The 20,302-nt window shown below is 68.1% G+C and carries 15 protein-coding genes; 8 read left to right on the forward strand and 7 right to left on the reverse strand.

Annotation, left to right across the window (positions count from 1 at the left end; translation table 11 throughout):
- Positions 1 to 23 precede the first annotated feature (23 nt).
- A complete protein-coding gene (locus tag ACZYSP_RS12500; RefSeq protein WP_489014409.1) occupies positions 24 to 1,478 on the reverse strand; it encodes an aldehyde dehydrogenase family protein in 1,455 nt (484 codons plus the stop codon).
- A gap of 146 nt (positions 1,479 to 1,624) precedes the next feature.
- On the opposite strand from ACZYSP_RS12500, the gene ACZYSP_RS12505 reads away from it, so the two are divergent.
- Positions 1,625 to 2,584: a LysR family transcriptional regulator gene (locus ACZYSP_RS12505; RefSeq protein ID WP_093048190.1), complete on the forward strand. Its 960-nt coding sequence runs from the start codon at positions 1,625 to 1,627 to the stop codon at positions 2,582 to 2,584.
- 114 nt (positions 2,585 to 2,698) lie between these two features.
- Here ACZYSP_RS12505 and ACZYSP_RS12510 read toward each other — a convergent pair whose 3' ends face one another.
- Positions 2,699 to 3,472 (reverse strand): SDR family NAD(P)-dependent oxidoreductase, encoded by a 774-nt coding sequence (locus ACZYSP_RS12510; protein WP_093048184.1) that lies wholly within the window; start codon positions 3,470 to 3,472, stop codon positions 2,699 to 2,701.
- Positions 3,473 to 3,605: 133 nt separating this feature from the next.
- Between ACZYSP_RS12510 and ACZYSP_RS12515 the strand changes: the two genes are divergently transcribed.
- Positions 3,606 to 4,544: an SMP-30/gluconolactonase/LRE family protein gene (locus ACZYSP_RS12515; protein ID WP_093048181.1), complete on the forward strand. Its 939-nt coding sequence runs from the start codon at positions 3,606 to 3,608 to the stop codon at positions 4,542 to 4,544.
- 1 nt (position 4,545) lies between these two features.
- On the opposite strand, the gene ACZYSP_RS12520 is transcribed toward ACZYSP_RS12515, so the two are convergent.
- The 5 genes from ACZYSP_RS12520 to ACZYSP_RS12540 all read right to left on the reverse strand — a co-directional run bounded on the left by ACZYSP_RS12520 (position 4,546) and on the right by ACZYSP_RS12540 (position 13,559).
- Positions 4,546 to 5,622, reverse strand: coding sequence for an aldose epimerase family protein (locus ACZYSP_RS12520; protein ID WP_489014413.1), 1,077 nt, complete (start codon positions 5,620 to 5,622; stop codon positions 4,546 to 4,548).
- A 24-nt stretch (positions 5,623 to 5,646) separates the two neighbouring features.
- Positions 5,647 to 6,588, reverse strand: a complete 942-nt coding sequence (locus ACZYSP_RS12525; protein WP_489014415.1) for an alpha/beta hydrolase family protein — start codon at positions 6,586 to 6,588, stop codon at positions 5,647 to 5,649.
- On the reverse strand, positions 6,585 to 11,330 hold the full coding sequence (locus ACZYSP_RS12530) for a CapA family protein (protein WP_489014417.1): 4,746 nt from the start codon (positions 11,328 to 11,330) through the stop codon (positions 6,585 to 6,587). Before ACZYSP_RS12530 ends, ACZYSP_RS12525 begins: the two co-directional genes overlap by 4 nt.
- A 117-nt stretch (positions 11,331 to 11,447) precedes the next feature.
- Complete coding sequence (locus ACZYSP_RS12535; RefSeq protein ID WP_093076020.1) at positions 11,448 to 12,488, reverse strand: OmpA family protein; 1,041 nt, start codon at positions 12,486 to 12,488, stop codon at positions 11,448 to 11,450.
- Between the two features lie 192 nt (positions 12,489 to 12,680).
- Entirely contained in the window at positions 12,681 to 13,559 is an 879-nt protein-coding gene (locus tag ACZYSP_RS12540) for a LysR family transcriptional regulator (RefSeq protein WP_093048165.1), read from the reverse strand.
- 137 nt (positions 13,560 to 13,696) lie between these two features.
- Between ACZYSP_RS12540 and ACZYSP_RS12545 the strand changes: the two genes are divergently transcribed.
- The 6 genes from ACZYSP_RS12545 (at position 13,697) to ACZYSP_RS12570 (ending at position 20,291) form a co-directional block, all read left to right on the forward strand.
- Positions 13,697 to 14,680 carry a DMT family transporter gene (locus ACZYSP_RS12545; protein ID WP_489014420.1) on the forward strand — a complete coding sequence of 328 codons (984 nt, stop codon included), beginning with the start codon at positions 13,697 to 13,699 and terminating at the stop codon, positions 14,678 to 14,680.
- Positions 14,677 to 15,813, forward strand: a complete 1,137-nt coding sequence (locus tag ACZYSP_RS12550) for an NADH:flavin oxidoreductase/NADH oxidase (RefSeq protein ID WP_489014422.1) — start codon at positions 14,677 to 14,679, stop codon at positions 15,811 to 15,813. Before ACZYSP_RS12545 ends, ACZYSP_RS12550 begins: the two co-directional genes overlap by 4 nt.
- A gap of 71 nt (positions 15,814 to 15,884) precedes the next feature.
- Complete coding sequence (locus ACZYSP_RS12555) at positions 15,885 to 16,883, forward strand: LysR substrate-binding domain-containing protein (RefSeq protein WP_093172680.1); 999 nt, start codon at positions 15,885 to 15,887, stop codon at positions 16,881 to 16,883.
- Positions 16,884 to 17,132: 249 nt separating this feature from the next.
- Complete coding sequence (locus ACZYSP_RS12560; RefSeq protein WP_489014425.1) at positions 17,133 to 18,119, forward strand: N-carbamoyl-D-amino-acid hydrolase; 987 nt, start codon at positions 17,133 to 17,135, stop codon at positions 18,117 to 18,119.
- Between the two features lie 71 nt (positions 18,120 to 18,190).
- The gene (locus tag ACZYSP_RS12565) at positions 18,191 to 19,177 is read left to right on the forward strand and encodes a threonine ammonia-lyase (RefSeq protein WP_489014529.1); all 987 of its coding nucleotides are present in this window, start codon (positions 18,191 to 18,193) and stop codon (positions 19,175 to 19,177) included.
- 112 nt (positions 19,178 to 19,289) lie between these two features.
- Positions 19,290 to 20,291, forward strand: coding sequence for a Bug family tripartite tricarboxylate transporter substrate binding protein (locus ACZYSP_RS12570; protein WP_489014427.1), 1,002 nt, complete (start codon positions 19,290 to 19,292; stop codon positions 20,289 to 20,291).
- The last annotated feature ends 11 nt before the right edge of the window (positions 20,292 to 20,302 follow it).

A 20,302-nucleotide genomic window follows, 5' to 3' on the forward strand; every position in this document is an offset into this window, starting at 1 on the left:
TGAGAACCGTTTTTCGTCGCGGCTCAGGCCAGCATGTAGCCGGTCTTCACCGTCGTGTAGAACTCCGCGGCGTGGCGCCCTTGTTCGCGCGGCCCGTAGCCCGACCCCTTGCGGCCGCCGAAGGGCACGTGGAAGTCCACCCCCGCGGTCGGCAGATTGACCATCGTCATGCCGACCACGGCATGGCGCCTGAAATGCATCGCGTGCTTCAGCGAATTGGTGCAGATGCCCGCGCACAGGCCGAAGGGCGTGTCGTTGCACAGCGCGAGCGCTTCGTCGTAGTCGTCGGCGCGCAGCACGCAGGCCAGCGGGCCGAAGATCTCCTCGCGCGCGATGCGGTGCGAGGGCTTGGCCAGGAACAGCGCGGGGCTCATGTAGTGGCCGACGGTGGCGCGCTCCAGCGCTTCGCCGCCCCACACGTGCTCGGCGCCTTCTTCGCGCGCCACGTCGACCCAGGCGAGGTTCTGCGCCAGGCGTTCTTCGTCGGCCACCGGGCCGATGTCGACGCCGCGCTCCAGCGCGTGGCCGATCTTCAGTGTCTTGAGCCGCTGGCGCAGCTTTGCGACGAAGGCGTCGTGCACCGCCGCTTCGACGATGAGCCGGCTCGACGCGGTGCAGCGCTGGCCTGCCGAGAAGTACGCGCCCTGCACCGCGCAATCGACGGCGCGGTCGAGGTCGGCATCGGCCAGCACCACCAGCGCGTTCTTGCCACCTGTTTCGAGCTGTACCTTCGCGCGCCTCGCGGCAGCGGCCTGCAGGATGCGCTCGCCGTTGGCCATGGGGCCAGTGAAGCTCAGCGCATCGACCAGCGCGCTGTCGACCAGCGCCTGCCCCACTTCGCGGCCGCTGCCCATCACGAGGTTGAAGGCACCGGCCGGCAAGGCCGCGCGGCTGATGATCTCGGTCAGCGCCCAGCCGCAGGCCGGCACCAGTTCGGCCGGCTTGAACACCACGCTGTTGCCATGGGCCAGCGCGGGCGCGATCTTCCAGGCCGGAATGACGAAGGGCGAGTTCCACGGCGTGATGAGCCCCACCACGCCGACCGGCTCGCGCGTGACGTCGACCTGCACGCCCGCGCGCACCGAGGCCACGTTCTCGCCTCCGCCGCCACGCAGGGCTTCACCCGCGAAAAACTTGAAGATCTGGCCCGCGCGCGCCACTTCCGCAACGGCCTCGGGCAGGGTCTTGCCCTCCTCGCGCGCCAGCAGCAGGCCCAGGTCGTCCTTGCGTGCGAGCAGCTCGGCGCCGATGCGGTCGAGCACGTCGGCGCGCCGCTGCGGCGTGCTGTGGCTCCAGTGGGGAAAGGCCTCGGTGGCCGCGCGGATGGCGGCCTCGGCCTGGCGGCGATCGGCACGTGCGTACTCGGCCACCACTTCGCTGGTGTCCGAGGGATTGGCGCTCACACCCGTGGTCGCGCTGGTTTCCCAGCGGCCATTGATGTACTGCCGCACGTTCTGATGGAGCTCGCCGTGAATCACCGGGGCGCGGACCTTGTCTCTGTTGTTTTTGGAGTGCTGCGAGTCTATGAATAGATTTGATATCAATCCAATCGTTTTTTAAGCAAAATGGATATCGATCATCGGATTCTGGAAAACCCGATCAGTCCTTCGTTTCAAGAGACGACATGACCAACTACAACCACTGGTTCATCCGCGCCCGGCTCAAGACCCGGCAACTGCTGCTGCTCGTGGCCCTGGCCGAGGAAGGCAACATCCACCGCGCGGCGCAGGTGCTCAACATGACGCAGCCCGCCGCCTCCAAGCTGCTGAAAGACCTGGAAGACGTGCTGGAGGTGCCGCTGTTCGACCGCCTGCCGCGCGGCATGCGCCCGACCTGGTACGGCGAGACCATGATCCGCCACGCCCGCGTCGCGCTAGCGAGCCTGAACCAGGCGCACGACGAACTCACCGCGCTCAAGGCCGGCCGCTTCGGCCAGGTGAGCGTGGGCGCCATCACCGCGCCGGGCCTCACGCTGATGCCGCCCGCCGTGGCCATGGTGAAGCGCGAGCAGCCCGACCTGCGCGTGTCGCTGGAAATCGAGACCAGCCCGGTGCTGATCGAACGGCTGGAGCAAGGCAAGCTCGATATCCTGGTGGCGCGCCTGTTCGCCGAGCACGACAAGTCACAGCTGCGCTACGAGGCGCTGACCGAAGAGCCCGTGTGCGCGCTGGTGCGCCCCGGCCATCCGCTGCTGGGCGTGAGCGGGCTCACGCTGCGCGACGTGGTGAGCGCCGGCTGGATCGTGCCGCCCGCAGGCAGCGTGCTGCGCCACCGCTTCGAGCTGATGTTCCAGGAAGAAGGGCTCGCGCCGCCGACCAACACCATCGAGAGCTCGGCCCTGCTCTTCATCACGCGCATGCTGCAACAGAGCGACATGGTGGCCGTGCTCGCAACCGACGTAGCGCGCTACTACGCCGCGCACGGCATCGTGTCGCTGCTGCCGCTGGACATGCCCTGCCACATGGACGCCTTCGGCATCATCACGCGCACCGACCGGCTGCTGTCGCCGGCGGCGAAAGTGATGATGAAGGCGCTGAAGACGGCCAGCATGAGCGTCTACGGACGCAAACTCGAAATCGATTGACCGGATTCATTCGCGGAATGCCGCGGAACCGGCTTTGCCGGGCCGCTGGCCTTGCCCCCGGCGAGGGGGTTGGCGAAGCGACACGAAGTGCGCGAAGCCTGGGGGAGTGCCTGATTACGTCCAGCCGGCGTCGACGGTGAACTCTTGCGCCGTGCACATCTTCGCGTCGTCAGACGCGAGGAACAGCACCATGCGCGCGATGTCTTCCGGCATCAGCTTGTCGGGCAGGCACTGGTTGCGCTGCAAGGCCTTCTCGCCCTCTTCATCGAGCCACAGCTTCACCTGCCGCTCGGTCATCACCCAGCCGGGCGACACGGTGTTGATGCGGATGCGGTCGCGGCCCAGGTCCACCGCGAGCCCGCGCGTGAGCCCGTTCACCGACGACTTGGCAATTGCATAGCAGGGGTAGCCCGATCCCTTGGTCTGCCAGCCCGTCGAGCCCAGGTTGACCACCGACCCGAAGCCCAGCCGCTTCATGCCCGGCACCACCGACTGGATCGCGAACAGCGCGGGCCGCTCGTTGATGGCCATGCGGTTGTCGTAGTAGTCGGGCGTGACCGATTCGAGCGTGTGGCGGTCGTCGCTCGCCACGTTGTTGACCAGCACAGCGAAGTCGCCGAGTTCGGCGGCCGCGTCGGCAATGGCCTTCTGCAGCGCGGCGATGTCGCGCACGTCGCAGGCGCGCCACCATGGCGCCGCGTGGCCGGCCTCTTTGATCTGCTGCGCGAGCGCCGCGCTGGCGCCCTCGGCAATATCGACGAAGGCTACGCGCGCGCCCTGCGCAGCAAAAGCAGCGACGATGGCCGCACCAATGCCGCTGCCGCCACCGGTGACGAACACCGTGCGGTCCTTCAGGCTGGGATGAATGGAAAGCTGGGGGGAATTCAAGAAAAGTCTCCGAGGTACGCATCACATGACATTGCAATATGAATATCAGTTGATGCCAGTATTTTCAATTTCCGTTATCAATATGCCTTGATACGATCCGCCGCGTCAAGAAGACATCACAAGGAAAGAACAAATGAAAGAGACAAGCCCCCTTCCCTCATTGCCCGCGCCTTCGGTCGCAGGCGAGCCCGAATGCATCTGGCCCGCCGGCGCCGAGCTCGGCGAGGGCACGCTCTGGTCGCAGCGCGAACAGGCGCTCTACTGGATCGACATCCTCACGCCGCGCCTGTTCTGGTTTCGCCCCGCCGACGGTGCACGACGGGCCTGGCAGTTCGACGAAGAGATCACCGCGATCTCCGAGCGCGCGACGGCACCGGGCCTGATCCTCACGCTGCGCCGCGGCTTCGCGCTCTTCGACACGACACAGCTGCCGGGTGCCGGCGCGAAGCCGCACTACTTGCACCAGCCCGAACCCGAGCGCACCGGCAACCGCTTCAACGACGGCAAGTGCGACAGCCGCGGCCGCTTCTGGGGCGGCAGCATGGACTTCGACTGCAAGGCTCCCACCGGCGCGCTCTACCGCTACGACGCCGACGGCCGCTGCACGAAGCACGACGACGGCTTCGAAGTGACCAACGGCCCGACGTGGTCAGCCGACGGCCGCACCATGTATTTCAACAACACGGTGCTGAACAACCTGTACGCCTACGACTTCGACATGGAAGCGGGCACCGTGTCGAACCGGCGCGTGTGGCACCGCTTTCCGAAGCCCGATGGCTTGCCCGACGGCATGACCACCGACGCGGCCGGCCGGTTGTGGATCGCGCACTGGGGCGGCTCCTGCGTGACCTGCCATGACCCGGTGAGCGCAGCCGAGCTGTGCCGCATCGTGCTGCCCGCGAGCCACGTCACCGACTGCGCCTTCGGCGATGCCGACCTGCGCACGCTCTACATCACGACCGCGCGCAACGGGCTTACTGCAGAACAGCAGGCGGCCGAGCCGCTGGCGGGTGGGTTGTTCAAGGTGCGCATCGACAGCCCGGGTGTGCCGGCGGCACTGTTCGCGGGCTAGTTCAGCCGATAACGCCGAAACGATGTTCCGTCGAGCTGCGAAACACCTCCCCCGGCCGCAGCACCGTAGACGGAAAGCCCGGCTGGTTCGGTGAGTCGGGATAGTGCTGCGTCTCCAGACACAGCCCATCGCCCTGCCGCAGGCTGGCACCCGCGCTGCCCATCAGGCTGCCGTCGAGAAAATTGCCTGAATAGAACTGCACCCCGGGCTCGCTGGTATGCACCTCCATGACGCGGCCTGTGGCCTCGTGCTCCAGCCGTGCCGCCAAAGCAAGGCCGCGATCGACCTGAGCACGGTCCAGCACCCAGTTGTGGTCGTAGCCATGCGCAAGCAGCAACTGTTCATGGCCTTCGCGGATGCGCTCGCCGATGCGAGTCGCGCTGCGAAAGTCGAGCGGCGTCGAAGCCACATCGGCCAAGCCAGTCGGAATCAGCGTCGCATCCACCGGGCAGTAGCGGCTCGCAGGAATCATCAGCCGGTGGTCCATCACCGAGCCGCTGCCTGCGAGGTTGAAGTAGTCGTGGTGGCTCAGGTTCAGCACCGTGGGCTTGTCGGTCAGGGCGCTGTAGTCGATGCGCCATGTGTTGGCACTCGCGCTCAGCGTGTAGCGCACCGTCAGCTGTACCTCGCCGGGGTAGCCTTCTTCGCCGTCGACGCTGGTGTAGCGCAGCTCGATGGCGATGTCGTCGCCGGCCTCTTGCGCCGACAGCGGCACGATGTCCCAGAAGCGCGTGCCGAATCCCTTCGCGCCGCCGTGCAGCGAGTTGACGCCATCGTTCAGCCCCAGCTGATGCGCCTTGCCGTCGAGCGTGAAGCGCCCCGCCGCAATCCGGTTCGCATAGCGTCCGACGATGGTGCCGAAATGCGGATGCGGCTTGAGGTAGTCGGCGAGCGTCGGCAGGCCCAACACGATGTTCGCGCTGCGCCCATCGCGGTCGGGCACGCGCAGCGCGGTGACGATGCCGCCGAGGTTGATGGCGCTCAGGCTCAGGCCGCGGCCGTTGCCCAGGGTGTATTCGGTGACGGCGCGGCCGTCGGGCGTGCGGCCGAACTCGCGCGATGTGATGCTGCTGCTCATGTGTCTCCTGCCTGCCGGAATTGTTTAGGGGAACAACGCCTCGCGCGCGCACTGCGAAGCGGTGCGCAGCGCGATGCGGTCCTTGAGGTCATGGTAGTCGGGCGGCTCGGCGGTGTGCGTGCGCAGTTCGATGCGATGACCGGCCTTGGACACAGCGTCGGCAAAGCGCTCCTGCAGCGCGAACGGCGTGTTCCTGTCGTCGCGGTTGCCGATCAGCACGATACGCCGTGCCGGGTCGCGCACGATGCCGCCCACGTGGTCCAGCGGGTCATAGAACTGCGCGCTGCCGGTGGTGTCGGTGCGGCCGTCTTTGGAGCGGCCCAGCAGGCGCGCGCGCTCCAGCAATCCGTAGGCACCCGAAGTCAGCACCGCGCAGGCCACGCGCGTGCGGCCCAGCGTGAGCAGCGCGGCGCCCGCGGTGGCACCGCCGCTGTGGCCGACGATGACGATGCGCTGCAGCCTGTGGCGCTGCATGAGTGCGTCGAGCGCGGCATCGAGCGCGTGGAACTCCACCAGCTGGCGGCGCTTGCGGTGGTCACCCGAAGAGCCGTACGTGCCGGGCCGCGCCACGAAGATCCACGGCACGCCCGCGCGGTCGCGGCTGCGCTGCGCATCGAGCATGCGCAGGTCTTCGGTGTTATCGGGAATGCGCGTGGGCGCCTGGTCCATCACGCTGTCGCGGTCGCCCGAGAACTGCACGATGGCGATGCGCGCGCCCTCGATGTCGTCGCTCGCGAAGTAGCGGATGCAGGCGGGGCCCTCTGGGGTCTGCACCCACAGGTAGCTGTTGCGGTCGGGGCAACCGGAGCGGTCGGCGGGCTGGTTCCAGTGCAGCACTTCGTCGTTGGCCGCGGCGAAGGGCTGCGGCACGTCGGGGCCGGTGCGCTGCGCGCAGGCGGCCTGCGCCAGCGCGAGCAGAACGAGGGCGCAGCGCGCATATCGACGGAAGAGGCTCGATGCAGTCATAGCCGTTGCAGCAGTGCGGGGATGCTACCGAAGTCGGATCGGTCGCGGTCGCCCTTCACCAGCACCAGGTCGCCGTCGCGCAAAAAGCCTTCGAGGTAGTTCGCGAGCTGCACGGCGTTGTCGAAGTGCGGGCCGAGCAGATCGGCGGGCACTTCCTCGCGCAGCCAGCGCATTTCTTCGCCATGCGTCACGAGGTGCTGGATGCCCGAGGCCAGCAGCGGCCCGGCCAGGCTGCGGTGCATGGCCTCGGCGTCGTTGTCGAGATTCACGATGCGCCCCAGCACGCCGATCTTGCGCATCACAGGGCCGCTGCTCTCCGCGCGCTGCCAGGTGCGCACGAACTCCATCGCGTTATGCATCGACATGACTTCGGCGTTCCAGCTGTCGTCGATCAGCGTGGCCTGCACGCCGGCCTGCGTGCGCAGCGCGCGCACCTGCATCACCGAGGCCGGCAGGCGCACGTGCGGCATGCGCGCGCAGGCGGCCTCGCCATCGAAGCCCATGGCCAGCAGGGCCGCGAATGCGAGCGCCGAGTTGCGCACCAGCCCCGCGCTCTCGACCGGAAACAGGTACTCCAGCGTGCGCCCTGGCACGGCAATACGCACGCGGCAGCCGCCACCGGGCTCAGGCCGGGTGTCGACAATGCGCACGTTCGCGTCGGGCCCGGTGCCCACCACCCAGACGGCGCCCGCCGTGCGCGCAGCCGCTGCCACCACCTGCTGCAGGCAGGGAATGTGATCGGGCACGATCGCCACGCCGCCGGGCTCCAGCCCCAGGAAGATGCGCGACTTGTATTCGGCCGTGAGTTCCAGCGTCGAGGCCTGGCGCGTCTGCGACAGGCCGATCTCGGTGATGAGTGCCACGTGCGGCCGCGCCACCAGTGAGATAGGGCCGCGGTCCATCCATAGCCCGCTTTGCGCCATTTCGAGGATGCACACGTCCACGTCGGGCCCGAGGTTGGCCAGCATGGCCGGCACGCCGACACGCGAGTTGTAGTTGTCGATGGTGGTGTGCACGCGCGCGCGCTCGGGCAGCAGGTCGCGCAGCATCGCGATGGTGGACGACTTACCGACCGTGCCGGTCACGCCCACCACGAAGCCCTTGTAGCGCGACCGCGCGGCGGCGCCCATGGCGAGCATTGCGGCAATGGGGTCGTCCACCTGCAGCAGCGGGAAGGCCGGGTCGAGCCCGTCCACCGCATGCGCGACCACGGCGCCGGCCAGCTCGGAGTGCAGGCGGGGCAGTTCGAGGTGGCGGTCCCAGTTGTCGGTGCGCGGCTTGCTGTAGTTCTCGTGCGCGGCCAGTGTGCGGTAGTCGGAGGCGACGAAGAGCGAGGGCTTCGGCAGCAGCCCCATGTGGACCGGGCCGCGCACCACCGAGTTGGCGAACCAGCCCGGCGGCGGCTCGACGAGCCATCGGCCGCGCGTGGCCTTTTGCAGTTGCTCGGCGGTCCACACGGGCGCGGGGTCGGGGCCCGCGCCGGGGCGGTCGGCCATGAGCACTGGCGCTGTGCGTTCCGGCAAGGGCGTAGGAGCGTCCGGCACGCGCAGGCCGCACCACAGCGCGAGACGGCGCGCGGGTGGCAGGTCAGGAAGTGTGCCGCGCACGCTCACTTCGAGCTGCAGCACGTCGCTTTCCAGCAGGCCGCCGCGCGGCGGGCGCAGGCCGTAGCGGTCGCGGTAGATGCGGCCGGGCTCCCAGCGGCTGGTAGGCCACATCCAGTCGCAGGGGTCGTGGTCCATGCTCTCGCCCCAGGGCGGCATGCGGATGCTGCGCATCGGCATCGCGCGGAAGTACAAGCGCAGGTCGACCGCAACAGGCTCGTCAGCGGTCCAGAAAGATTCGACCCACAGCATGCGGCGCCCGACGATCTGCCGCGGCGTGCAGCGCAGGCCCACAAGGCGCAGCGGGCCGATCTGCAGTGGCGTGATGCGCGCGTCGTCGGGCACGGCGTCGACCAGCCATTCCGGCCGCGGCGCCTGGACCGGGCCGACGACGGGCGACTGGCGGAAAGCTGGTGCGGCCGCAGAGGCCAAGTCGGGCCGAAAGGCAGGCCGCTCGGGCGGCGACAGTCGCACCGCGCAACGGCCGCCAGACACCAGAAACATCTCCGTCCCGAGCGCGCGGCATTGCGCTGCAAAGCGCTCGCTCAGCGCCTGCGCCTTGTCGCCTTCGAGCTGCCGCGAGAAACCGAAGCCGACGCCAATGGGTGTGAACATCACCTCCTCGACACCGCGCGGCCCCAGCGTCAGCGAGAACACGCCCGAGTCTCCGAAGTCGTTGCGCACCGAGTCGAACAGCAGGTCGCCGGCGTCATGCAGGATCGGCCGGCCGCGATAGATCTCGATGCCCTGCAGCACATGCGCCGAAGTACCGAGGACCGCGTCCGCGCCGGCATCGACGATGGCGTGGCCGACTTCGATCTCGGCCTGCGTGGGTTCGGTCTCGAGGTTGGCGCCCCAGTGCACAGCCACCAGCACTACATCGGCCTCGCGGCGCGCGGCCTCGATGCGCGGCGAGAGCGTGGCGGTCCACGCAGCAGGGTCGTCCAGCGACAGCCAGGCGGCGCCCGCACGCTCGGCGGTGGCGGCAAATTCGGGCTGCGTGGCGTCGAGCGAGAACAGCGCCACGCGCACACCGCCCGCGCGCCGGAACGCCGGGCGCAGCGCGGCCTCTGGCGTACGGCCGGTGCCGGCGTGGGCGATGCCCGCCGCGTCCAGCAGGCCCTGCTGCTCCATGAGCGCATCGGGGCCATAGTCGCCGCTGTGGTTGTTGGCGGTGGTGACCATGCCGATGCCGGCCTCGGTCAGCACCGCGAGCATTTCGGGGCGGGCGCGGTAGTAGTAGGGAGCCGTCTCGTCCTTGTCGACGCCCTGCTCGCCGATGGTGGCAACCACGCACTCGAGGTTCGCGATGCGCAGGTCTGCCTCGCGCAGCGCGGCGATGTCGCCGAGCATCTTTTTCGCGCCGCCGAGTTCGTGCAGCCGGTAGTGCTGGCGGCGCGCGAGATTCACGTCACCGCCCCAGGCAATGATGCCGGTAGCTGTTGTTGCCTGCGCGTCTTGCTGTGCCTCGCGCTCCTTCAGCATCCGGTGGTACGCCACATACCCCGAGAGGTAATGCTCCACGTCGTCGATGCGCACGCGAAAGCTGTGGTGCTTGATGAAGAACGAGCCGGCAATGCGCGCGGGGTTGCGGAAGAACATCGCCAGCTCGGGCCAGAAGTGGCCATTGGCGAGGTAGCGCGCGCGGTATGCCAGCGCACGGTCGAACTTGTCGCGGTCGAGCCCGGCCAGCAGCGGGCGCAATGCGGGATCGGCTTCGAGCCGCAGCACCATGTCGCGCGCGGCCATCATCAGTTCGAGCAGCGTGGGAAAGGTGGTGATGCGCTCCAGCACGAAGTCGAGATAGCCCGCCACGTTCTGCAGGCCGAACTGGTAGTAGCGCGTCTCGGGCCGGTAGCGCGTGAGTTCGTTGACGCAGTAGCTCAGCCAGTGGTCGTGTGCGCGCCAGTGTTCGGCGGCAATGAAATGATCGAAGGCCTTCTCGACGACCGCGAGCCAGCGCTCGTCGCGCGTGAGGCCGTACAGCCGCATCAGGCCGAAGGCGGCCTCGCCGTCGTAGTAGATGACGCGGAACCTGTCCTTCACGTCGAGCGCGGGCGCATTCAGCACGTGCACGAAGCTGCCCGTCTCCGCATCCTGCATGTGGCGGATGCCGAGCGCGAGCTGCTCCAGCAGCGGCAGGTATTTCCTGTCGCCCGTGAGTTCGGTGTACTTGACCAGCGCGAGCAGGCACACGGCGTTGCCGCCGAGCTTGATCTCGCTGCCGATGTCCAGCAGGTAGGCGGCGCGTGTGCCGTCCGGCAGATGGGCCGGGCGGATCAGCGTGCCGGTGAGGAAGGCCAGCGAGCGGTCGATGGCGGCCTTGAGCGTGTCGCTGCGCGTGAACTCCCACGCTTCCAGCATCGCGTAGGTGGAGCTGGCGTGGCGCAGCGTGTTGTAGGTGGAGATAGCGCGGTCGAAGCAGGGAAACCAGCCGTAGTGGAACTCGCCCGTTGGCTTGACCTGCTCGGCGAGGTAGTTACCGGCGTTGTCGACCAGCGCATGGACTTGCCGCGCATTCCATTCGCGCAGCTCGCGAAATCCAGCCGCCTGGCCTTCGGCGGTGATGAGCCATGCACCCTTCGCATCCACGTACACGGCCCGCGTGGTGAAGCACCATACGAGCGCTGCGTCGTCAGTCGGAAAGTCGATCTCGCGGCCGAAGCGCCGCTTGCAGTGCAGGCGCAGGTTGCCGGTGTTGGGCTCGGCATGCTCCACGTCGCCGTTGTAGAGGATCGCGCTGCCGTGCATTTCCTGCGCGAGCAGCGCGAACTCGAAGCGCGCATCGAAGGCGATGCCTTCGTTGAAGTAGTTGCGCTTGGTTTTGGCGAGCTTCGTCTTCAGCGCGGCCCAGCTCATGGGCGTGACCTTGTCGACCACCTCGGCGCGCAGGCGCTGTGGTGCCTGGCCGGTGCGCTTGGCTTTCTCGGCGGCGGCGCGCCATGCGGCGTCGATGTCTGCGCCACGCCCAGAAACCACGCGAGCCCGGCTGTCGTCTTCACCAGTGGCAAGGAACACCACGCACCCTGCTTCGCCGGTGGCGGGCGTTGCCGCGGGCAGCACACCCGCCGGGTCCGCCAGGGCTTGTCTGGCGCGATTCAACAGATCGGCAAGAAAATTCTTCGAGTCGTTATTCATGCAGCCGCGAATGATGACAGGCCCAAGCGTGGCCTGCCATCCCGGCAATCCATGGAAACCGACTGCAAGCCGGCCCCGATCTGACGACCGTCAGCTGACCGCCGACTGACCGCGCGGCTACAGCCGCAGCAGCTCGACGCGACGGTTCTTCGCGCGACCTTCTTCGTTGGTGTTCGGCGCCACCGGCTCCTTGGAACCGGCGCCGCGCGAAGTGAAGCGCCGCGCATCGAGCCCCGTCTTCGCAAGCGCCGCAATGACCGACACGCTGCGCCGGCGCGAGAGGTCTGCGTTGTGCGGCTCTTCGCCCTGCGCATCGGTGTGGCCCACCACCTGCACGCGCAGTTGCGGGTTGCTGCGCATGAGCTTGGCGATCTCGTCGAGCGTGGGCTGCGAGTCGGGCTTGATGCTGTCCTTGTCGAGGTCGAAGTGAATGCCGTAGAGGCTGATGCGGCCGTTCTCCGCCAGCCCCTTCTGCATGGCCGTGGCATCGACGAAGACGATCTTGTCGCTCTCCATCGCCTTGCTCTCGACCACGCGCACGAAGGCGAAGTTGCCGCGGCTGTTGCCTTCGGCGAGCGCGATGCTGGCGTAGACCTTGCCGTTGGGGCCGTCGTATTGCGCGAGGAGGTAGCGGCCGCTGTTGTCGAAATAGTTGCTCACGAACTGGCGCCCGCGGCCGATCATCGGCCATTCGGGCGTGTCGATGGTGTTGGCCAGCACCGAGACGTCGGTGAACGGCGTTTCGCGGTCGGGGTCTTTCTTGTAGCAGCTGCTGTCGGTGGTGGCGCACGCGAACAGTGTCTGGAAGCCCTTGGCCTTCAGGCCAGCCTCGTAGTTGCGTTGCACTTCGAGCAGCGAGCGACCATCGGGCAGGCGGTAGTAGTAGAGCGAGACCTTGCCCGCGACTTGCAGCAGGCGCGGCTTGGGCACGGGGTCGCCCCAGTTCTGGATCGGTTCGCGCAGCAGGCCGACTTCGTCGTAGTCCTTGCTCTGGAAGGCATCCATCACCGAGCCTTCGTAGCGCCCGACCAGCGGATGATCTTTGGCGGGCTCGGCGGCCGATGTGACGGTGGCGGCCGCGAGCAGCGCGGCACACGCCAGTAGTTGTTGCAGGCGCCGGCCGAAGTTGGGCCGGAACGCGGGGAGTGAATGAGCCATTGTGGTTGTCCGTTTTCCATGCGAATCGCGCCTCGGATGAGGCGCGATTCGAAGGTATCGGCGGCTCGTTGTGCGGGCAATAAGCCGTTTGGCATGCCTGTTAAGAAGAAGCTTTTAAGAATGAGCACTGGGTGGTGAAAATTTGTCCCTGCTCGCTGAACGATCGCGCCCCGAACGAGCCACGCCAACACTTCAAGCCCACGCCTCCATCACAGCACTGCGCACGGCATCAACCGCCACAGGCCGCCTGCCCTCTGCCGGCGCAACCCAACACAGCCACGTGTGCGAACGCCATCCGTTCCAGATCGCGAGTTCGCCATTACGCTCGCCCTGCTCTGCCTGATCGAGCCGCATCAGGCCCGCGCCCATGCCGCTTGCGACCATGCTGCGGATGGCGCTCTCGCCATCGGCCGTGCGGCCCTGGCGGTATTCACGGCCTGCGCCGGCGAACAGCTTTTCGAGATGCACGCGCAGGATGCACGAAGGCGGCGTGCCCACCCATGGCAGGTTCGTAAGCTGGTCCAGCGAGAGGTCGGGGTGCGCTTCGGCCACCGGCAGCGGCAGGGTCACGACGAGGTCGATCACGCCAAGACGATGCAGCTCCAGCCCATCGATCTGCTCGCCGTCGCTGAGAACGTAAGCGCAGTCGAGATCGCCGCGTTGCACTGCCGACAGCGTTTCGTACGACAGGCCCTGCTTCAGCTGCAGCGCGACCTGTGGATGGCGCTCCGCCAGCTTCACCAGCACCTCTCCGAGCCGCAGCGCCACCGGATCGACCACGGTGCCGAAGCGCACCACGCCCTGCGCCGCACCACGCAGCTGGTCGGCCGCCGAGCGCATGCGCGATGCGGAAGCCAGCGTGCGCTCGGCCTCTTCCAGCAGGCTGAGGCCGGCCTCGGTAGGCGACATGCCCTTCGGCGTGCGTTCGAACAGCTTCACGCCGAGCTCGTCTTCCAGCGCCTTGAGCTGGGCACTCACTGCCGGTGCGCTGGTGAACACGCGCTCGGCGGCGCGGGTCAGGCTGCCTTCCTTGGCGATGGCGACGAAGGTCTTGAGTTGGTAGAGCTCCATGGGAGCGGATTGTGAGCTTGGCGGCCGCTTCAGTCTGTTCGCTTTTTTGGAGACCCCTGTCCAAAGAAGCGAATGGCATTTGCGGGCCCCAGCACCGATTCTTGGGGCATTGATTCATTGCAAGAAAAGGCTTCCCCATGTCCCATCGCCAACGCCTGCTCGGCATCGCCGCGCTGCTGCTCGCCACCTCCGGGTGGGGCGGCATGTTCCTGGTCAGCAAGGGCGTGCTGCACCACGTCGAGCCGGCGTGGTTCACGCTCATCCGCTACAGCATGTCCGCGCTGCTGTTCGTGCTGCTGATCGTTCCGCGCGGGGCGGCGCCGTGGCGCAAGCTGCGCCAGCATGCCGGGCCGCTGGCGGTGCGCGGGTTCGCGGGCTTCGGCATCTTCAGCGTGATGCTGCTGGCGGGCCTGGCGCACTCGGTGCCCTCGCACGGCGCGGTGATCATGGCGACCACGCCCATGACCACGCAGCTGCTGCGCTGGGCGCTCGACGGCGTGCGGCCGAGCCGCTCCACGCTGCTGACCACGGCGCTGTCGCTGCTGGGCGTGGCCATCGTGTCGGGGCTGCTGTTCGGCGCCGGGGCTTCGGGCGAATCGACGCTCTTCGGCGACGCGGTGGCCTTCATCGGAACGCTGGGCTGGGTCTGGTACACGCGCGGCGCGGCGCGCTTTCCGGAACTCGACGTGATCGAGTACACCGCGCTCACGGTGCTGGCCTCGTGGCCGCTGCTGCTGGCCATGGCTCTGGTCGGCACGCTGCTGGGCTGGACGCATGCGCCCAGCATGGAAGGCCTGCGGCTGTCGTGGCAGGCATTGCTGTACGTCGGCCTGGTGTCTTCGGCCATCGCGGTGCTGGCTTTCAACTACGGCGTGCGCACGCTGGGCGCGGTGACGGGCACGGCCTTCATCAACTTCGTGCCGGTGTCGGCGCTGCTGATGAGCGCGGCGCTGGGCAGGCTGCCCACGGTGAACGAGGCAGTAGGCATGGCGATGGTGGTCGGCGCGCTGCTGATCCATACCGCCCTGAGCCGCAAGGCTTCCGCGCCGGCCCCGGCACCGATCGCGAAGACCCCGCAGAATTCGCGCAACTACAGCACCTGTGGAGCCGCATCGTCATGAGCAACGACAGCATCAGCAAGCCCCGTCTCTTCGAGCCCCTGCGGCTCGGCCCCCTGCAGATCGACAACCGCATCGTCATCGCGCCGATGTGCCAGTACTCCGCCGTCGATGGCACGCCGGGCGACTGGCACCTGATCCACCTGGGCCATCTCGCGCTCTCGGGAGCGGGGCTGCTGATCCTTGAAGCGACGGCGGTGGAAGCCGAGGGGCGCATCTCGCCCGGCGACCTCGGGCTGTATTCCGATGCCAATGAAGAAGGCCTGGCGCGCGTGCTGCATGCGATGCGTGCGCACTCGCCCATCAAGGTCGCGATGCAACTGGGCCACGCCGGGCGCAAGGCATCGAGCCGTGCACCGTGGGAAGGCGGCAAGCAGATCCGGCCGGACGAGCCCGGCGGCTGGAAGGCGTATGCGCCCTCGGCCGTACCCCATGCGCCCACCGAAGACCCGCCCATCGCGCTCGATGCTGCAGGGCTCGCCCGCATCCGCAACGCCTTCGTCGAAGCCGCACGGCGCGCGGCGCGGCTGGGCCTCGATGGCCTGGAGATCCACGCGGCGCATGGTTACCTGCTGCACCAGTTCCTCTCGCCGCTGGCCAATCACCGGGACGACGAATACGGCGGCAGCCTCGAGAACCGCATGCGCTTTCCGCTCGAGGTGTTCGATGCGGTGCGCGAAGTCTTCCCCACCGACAAGCCAGTGTGGGTGCGCGTCTCGGCCATCGACTGGGTGCCGGGCGGCTGGGACCTCGACGGCACCGTCGCCTTTGCAAAGGCGCTCGAAGCGCGTGGCTGTGCGGCCATCCACGTATCGAGCGGCGGCGTGTCGCCGAAGCAGGCCATCGCGCTCGGCGCGGGCTACCAGGTGCCGTTTGCCGAGCGCGTGAAGTCGGAGGTCGGCATGCCAGTCATTGCCGTGGGCCTCATCACCGAGCCGCGGCAGGCGGAGGAAATCATTGCCAAGGGGCAGGCCGATGCGGTGTCGCTCGCACGCGCGATCCTCTACGACCCGCGCTGGCCGTGGCATGCCGCCGCCGAACTGGGCGCGCAGGTAAAAGCGCCGCATCAGTATTGGCGCTCGCAGCCGCGCGAGTTCAAGGATCTGTTCGAAAACGCGATGTTCGGGGCGCGCTAGCAGGCTGCAGGCCGCGCAGCCTCCGCGCAGCCTCCGCGCAGTGGCGTGCTACTTGCATGGTGTCCCACGCCATGCCCGCCACGCTCCTGACCCCGCCGGTGCCGCTGAATCTGCGGCAGATCGAAGTCTTCCACGCCATCATGATTGCCGGCACCCTGAGCGGGGCGGCACGCATGCTGTGCGTTTCCCAGCCGGCCGTCAGCCGCGTGCTGGCCACGACGGAGAGCCGGCTGCGCATGCTGATGTTCGAGCGCGTGCGCGGGCGCCTGCAGCCAACGCCCGAGGCGCGCCGCCTGTTCTCGGAAGTGGAAAGCATCCTGGAAGGCGTGCGTCGCTTCAATGCACTGGCGGCCGACCTGGTCGGCGGTTCGCAAGGCGAGCTGTCATTGGTCTCCAGCCCCAGCTTCAGCGAGTGGCTGATACCGGTGGCGATCAAGCGTTTCCGGGCCCGCTATCCCGACGTGCGCATCAAGTACAGGCCATTGCCGTTCGACCAGTTACTGCCGCACGTGCTGCTGGGGCACGCGGACCTGGCGATCTCCTCGATGCCGCCGCCGGCCAGTGCCAACGCGGCATCGCGGGCGATCGGCCACAGCTTCATCGAATGCGCGGTGCCCGAGCGCCATCCGCTGGCGCAGGCCGAGGCAATCAGCGCAAGCGACCTGGTGGGCCAGACCTTCATCGGCTACGGGCGCGACACGCCCTTCGGCCGGCTCACTGCCGATTTCCTCGCCGCGTCGGGCCTGCCCTTGCGCGCCGACGTCGAGATCCGCTCCACGCCCGAGGCGATGGCGCTGGTGCGTGAAGGCGTCGGCGTGGCGCTGATCGAAGCCTTCGGTGCGCGGCGCTCGGTGATGACGGATGGCGTGGTGCTCAAGCCGCTCTCGCCCGCGCTCGCGCACCGCATCTACCTGATCCACACCAACGTCAGCCCGCTGTCGGCCATGGCGAAGGAATTCCTGGCCGTATTCAAGCGGCTGCTGAAGCAGGAGGGGCGCGACAGTGCGCTCGCCCTCACGCTGCCGGAGCACCCGGGCGAGGATGCGCCCGTGCGTGCGCCTCGCCCCTGAGCCGGGCCATTCGTTGCGCGCCATTGACAGCGCGGGCCGGACGTTCATCACCTTTTGTCCCCAGGGCATAACGCGCGGTTATCGACGAGCGGATCGGGGCGCCTTGAGCGCCACGGGTTTTGTGTTTGAAATCAATCACTTGCGGCAGATCCGAAGCATGCCCTCGCGGCCTGCCGGGGCGGTTCAGGCGCAGTTGGCCGCAGGGGCGGCGGGCCAGATCATTTGGCTCAGACCAACTTTTCTGCCGCCATGAACCGCTTGATCACCGTCGCCGCCGCCCAGCTCGGGCCCATCCAGAAAGCCGAAGGCCGCGATGCCGTCGTGGCCCGCATGGTGCGCCTGCTGGAGCGCGCGCATCAGCGCGGCGCCAATGTCGTGGTGTTTCCCGAACTGGCGCTGACCACTTTCTTTCCGCGCTGGTACGTCGAGAACCTCGACGAGGCCGACGCGTGGTACGAGGAGGCGCTGCCCTCGCCCGCCACACGGCCGATCTTCGATGCCATTCGCCGCTATGGGCTGACCTGCTACCTGGGCTACGCCGAGATCGCCCACGAGGCCGACGAGACCGGCGTGGTGCGCAAGCGGCGCTTCAACACCTCGGTGGTGATCGCGCCTTCTGGCGAGATCGTGCTCAAGTACCGCAAAGTGCACCTGCCGGGGCACAAGGAGTTTTCCACCATCCGCAAGGTGCAGCACCTGGAGAAGCGCTACTTCGAGGTGGGCAACCTGGGCTTCCCGGTCGTGCGGGCGCCGGTGGGCCAGATGGACGGCGTGAACCTGGGCATGCTGATCTGCAACGACCGCCGCTGGCCCGAAGCGTGGCGCGAGCTCGGGCTGCAGCAGGTCGAGCTGGTCATGCTGGGCTACAACACGCCGGCGGTGAACCAGGAAAACCGCGGCTTCGAGGCGCACCACCTGCGCAACTTCCACTCGCAGCTTTCCATCCAGGCCGGGTGCTACCAGAACGCCACCTTCGGCGTGGGCGTGGCCAAGGCCGGCAATGAAGACGGCTTCGAGCTGATGGGCCACTCCGTCATCGTGAACCCCCAGGGCGAGATCATGGCCATGGCCACCAGCTGGGACGACGAGCTGGTGGTGGCCGACTGCAACCTGGACATGTGCCAGCTGGGCCGCAACACCATCTTCAACTTCGCCCAGCACCGCCGCCTGGAGGCCTACACCCGCCTCACCAGCCAGACCGGCAGCACCGAGCCCCCCGTGTGGCAACCGGCGTGAAGGAGGCCTGCGCGATGACGAGCACCTCCTCCACTTCTGCCGCGGCGCTGCCGGACCACATCGAGCACGCGATGCTCGGCACGATGCGCGTGCCCCGTTTCGAAGACGTGCTGCGCGCCGCACAAGCCATTGCGCCATACGTGCAGCGCACGCCGCTGCTGCGCTCGCCCGCACTGGACGCGCTGGCGGGCGGCACCGTCTGGATCAAACCCGAGAGCCTGCAGGTCACCGGCTCCTTCAAGGCCCGCGGCGCCTTCAACGCCCTGCTGGCGCTCACGCCGCAGCAGCGGGAGCGCGGCGTGGTGGCCTATTCGACGGGCAACCACGGCCAGGCGATTGCCTGGGCGGCGCGGCAACTGGGCGTGCCGGCCACCATCGTGATGCCGGTCGATGCCCCCAAGACCAAGGTGGCGCGCGCGCTCGCGCACGGCGCGAAGGTCGTCCACTACGACCGCGAGAGGGAAAGCCGCGAGGACATCGGCATGCGCCTGCTGGCCGAGACCGGCGGCACGCTGGTTCCGCCGGGCGACCACCCCGAGGTGCTGGCCGCGCAGGGCACCGTGGCACTGGAAGCGCTGCAAGACCTGCCGGCCGGTGCGCGGGAAACCCTGGGCCTGTTCGCAGCGCCGTGCGGCGGCGGCGGCCTCATGGCCGGCTGCTGCCTGGCCCTCGATGCGCTGAGCCCCGGCGCGCGGCGCGTGGCCGTCGAGCCCGCGGGCTTCGACGACACCGTGCGCTCGCTGCGCAGCGGCCGGCGCGAGACCAATGCACCCGGCGCGCGCACGCTGTGCGATGCCCTGCAGGCCGTCACGCCCGCAGAGCTGCCGTTCGCCATCAACCAGCCGCTGCTGCACGAGGCCGTCGCCGTGACGGATGCGGAGGTGGCCCGCGCGATGCGATTCGCGCTGGAGGAACTGCACCTCGTCGTCGAGCCCGGCGGCAGCGTGGCGCTCGCGGCCATGCTGGCCGGCAATGTCTCGCTGCGCGGGCAGAGCGCCGTGCTCGTTCTCTCGGGCGGCAACGTCGACCTGCCGGTCCTGCAGTCCGTGATGGCGTAGCGCCCATTTCATCCATTCCCATAGCAACGAGGCAGACGCCGCCATGCCCCGGCGCAGCGTCGCCCAGGAGACCGCAAGCCCCTCCATCGATCTTCTTCAGAAAGCCTTGACCATGTCGTTCTTCAACGTCCGTTCCTTTGCCTCCCGCCGCTGGCTCTTGAATGTGCTGGCCGCGCCGCTGGCCGCACTCGCCCTGTGCGGCTACGCGCAGGCCGCGTACCCCGACAAGCCGATCACCCTGATCGTGCCCTTCAACGCCGGCACCACGCCCGACATCGTCTCGCGGCTGCTCGCCGATGCGGTGGGCCGCGACCTCGGCCAGTCGGTGGTGGTGATGAACCGCGTCGGCGCCTCCGGGATCATCGGCACGCAGGCCACCATCGCCGCCCCCGCGGACGGCTACACCATCGCCTACGCCAACGTGGCGACGCTGGCGATCAACCAGTCGCTCTACAAGAAGCTGCCCTACGACGCCGACACGCAGCTCGCCCCGGTGGCACTGACCGGCTTCGTGCAGAACCTGCTGGCTGTGCGCAGCGACCTCGGCGTGAAGGACGTGGCCGGCCTCATCGACATGGCCAAGAAGCAGCCCGGCAAGCTCACCGTGGCCTCGGGCGGCAACGGCACCACCGGCCACCTGAGTGCCGAGATGTTCAAGTCGATGGCTGGCGTGTCCATCGTGCACATCCCGTACAAGGGCGGGCTGGAAGCCGACATGGCGCTGATGCGCGGCGAGGTGGACTTGGTGTTCGAGAACATCACCTCCATCGCCCCGCACCTCAAGGGCGGCAAGATCACGCCGCTGGCCGTGACCGGCGCCGCGCGCGACAGCCGCCTGCCCGAGCTGCCCACCATCGCGGAGACCGGCCTGAAGAAATACCAGGCCGTGGCGTGGACCGGCTACGTTGCACCGGCCAGCGTCGATCCGAAGATCCTCGACGCTCTCAACGCGGCTTTCAACAAGGCGTTGAATTCGCCCGCGGTGAAGCAGCAGCTGGCCGCCCAGGCCTATGAGGTCCACACCGGTCCGCGCCAGGACCTGTTCGACCTCGCCAGGAAAGAGCGCCCCGTGTGGGCCGACGTGGTCAAGCACTCGGGCGCCAAGCTCGACTGAAGCGCGCGCAC

This window comes from Variovorax sp. F042 (genome assembly GCF_057814215.1).

Coding starts and splice junctions, on each gene's coding strand:
- ACZYSP_RS12520 (WP_489014413.1), bottom strand. CDS start 5,622: ATGAGCAGCAGCATCACATCGCGCGAGTTCGGCCGCACGCCCGACGGC.
- ACZYSP_RS12565 (WP_489014529.1), top strand. CDS start 18,191: ATGCTCGGCACGATGCGCGTGCCCCGTTTCGAAGACGTGCTGCGCGCC.
- ACZYSP_RS12570 (WP_489014427.1), top strand. CDS start 19,290: ATGTCGTTCTTCAACGTCCGTTCCTTTGCCTCCCGCCGCTGGCTCTTG.
- ACZYSP_RS12525 (WP_489014415.1), bottom strand. CDS start 6,588: ATGACTGCATCGAGCCTCTTCCGTCGATATGCGCGCTGCGCCCTCGTT.
- ACZYSP_RS12530 (WP_489014417.1), bottom strand. CDS start 11,330: ATGAATAACGACTCGAAGAATTTTCTTGCCGATCTGTTGAATCGCGCC.
- ACZYSP_RS12550 (WP_489014422.1), top strand. CDS start 14,677: ATGAGCAACGACAGCATCAGCAAGCCCCGTCTCTTCGAGCCCCTGCGG.
- ACZYSP_RS12555 (WP_093172680.1), top strand. CDS start 15,885: ATGCCCGCCACGCTCCTGACCCCGCCGGTGCCGCTGAATCTGCGGCAG.
- ACZYSP_RS12515 (WP_093048181.1), top strand. CDS start 3,606: ATGAAAGAGACAAGCCCCCTTCCCTCATTGCCCGCGCCTTCGGTCGCA.
- ACZYSP_RS12540 (WP_093048165.1), bottom strand. CDS start 13,559: ATGGAGCTCTACCAACTCAAGACCTTCGTCGCCATCGCCAAGGAAGGC.
- ACZYSP_RS12505 (WP_093048190.1), top strand. CDS start 1,625: ATGACCAACTACAACCACTGGTTCATCCGCGCCCGGCTCAAGACCCGG.
- ACZYSP_RS12535 (WP_093076020.1), bottom strand. CDS start 12,488: ATGGCTCATTCACTCCCCGCGTTCCGGCCCAACTTCGGCCGGCGCCTG.
- ACZYSP_RS12545 (WP_489014420.1), top strand. CDS start 13,697: ATGTCCCATCGCCAACGCCTGCTCGGCATCGCCGCGCTGCTGCTCGCC.
- ACZYSP_RS12560 (WP_489014425.1), top strand. CDS start 17,133: ATGAACCGCTTGATCACCGTCGCCGCCGCCCAGCTCGGGCCCATCCAG.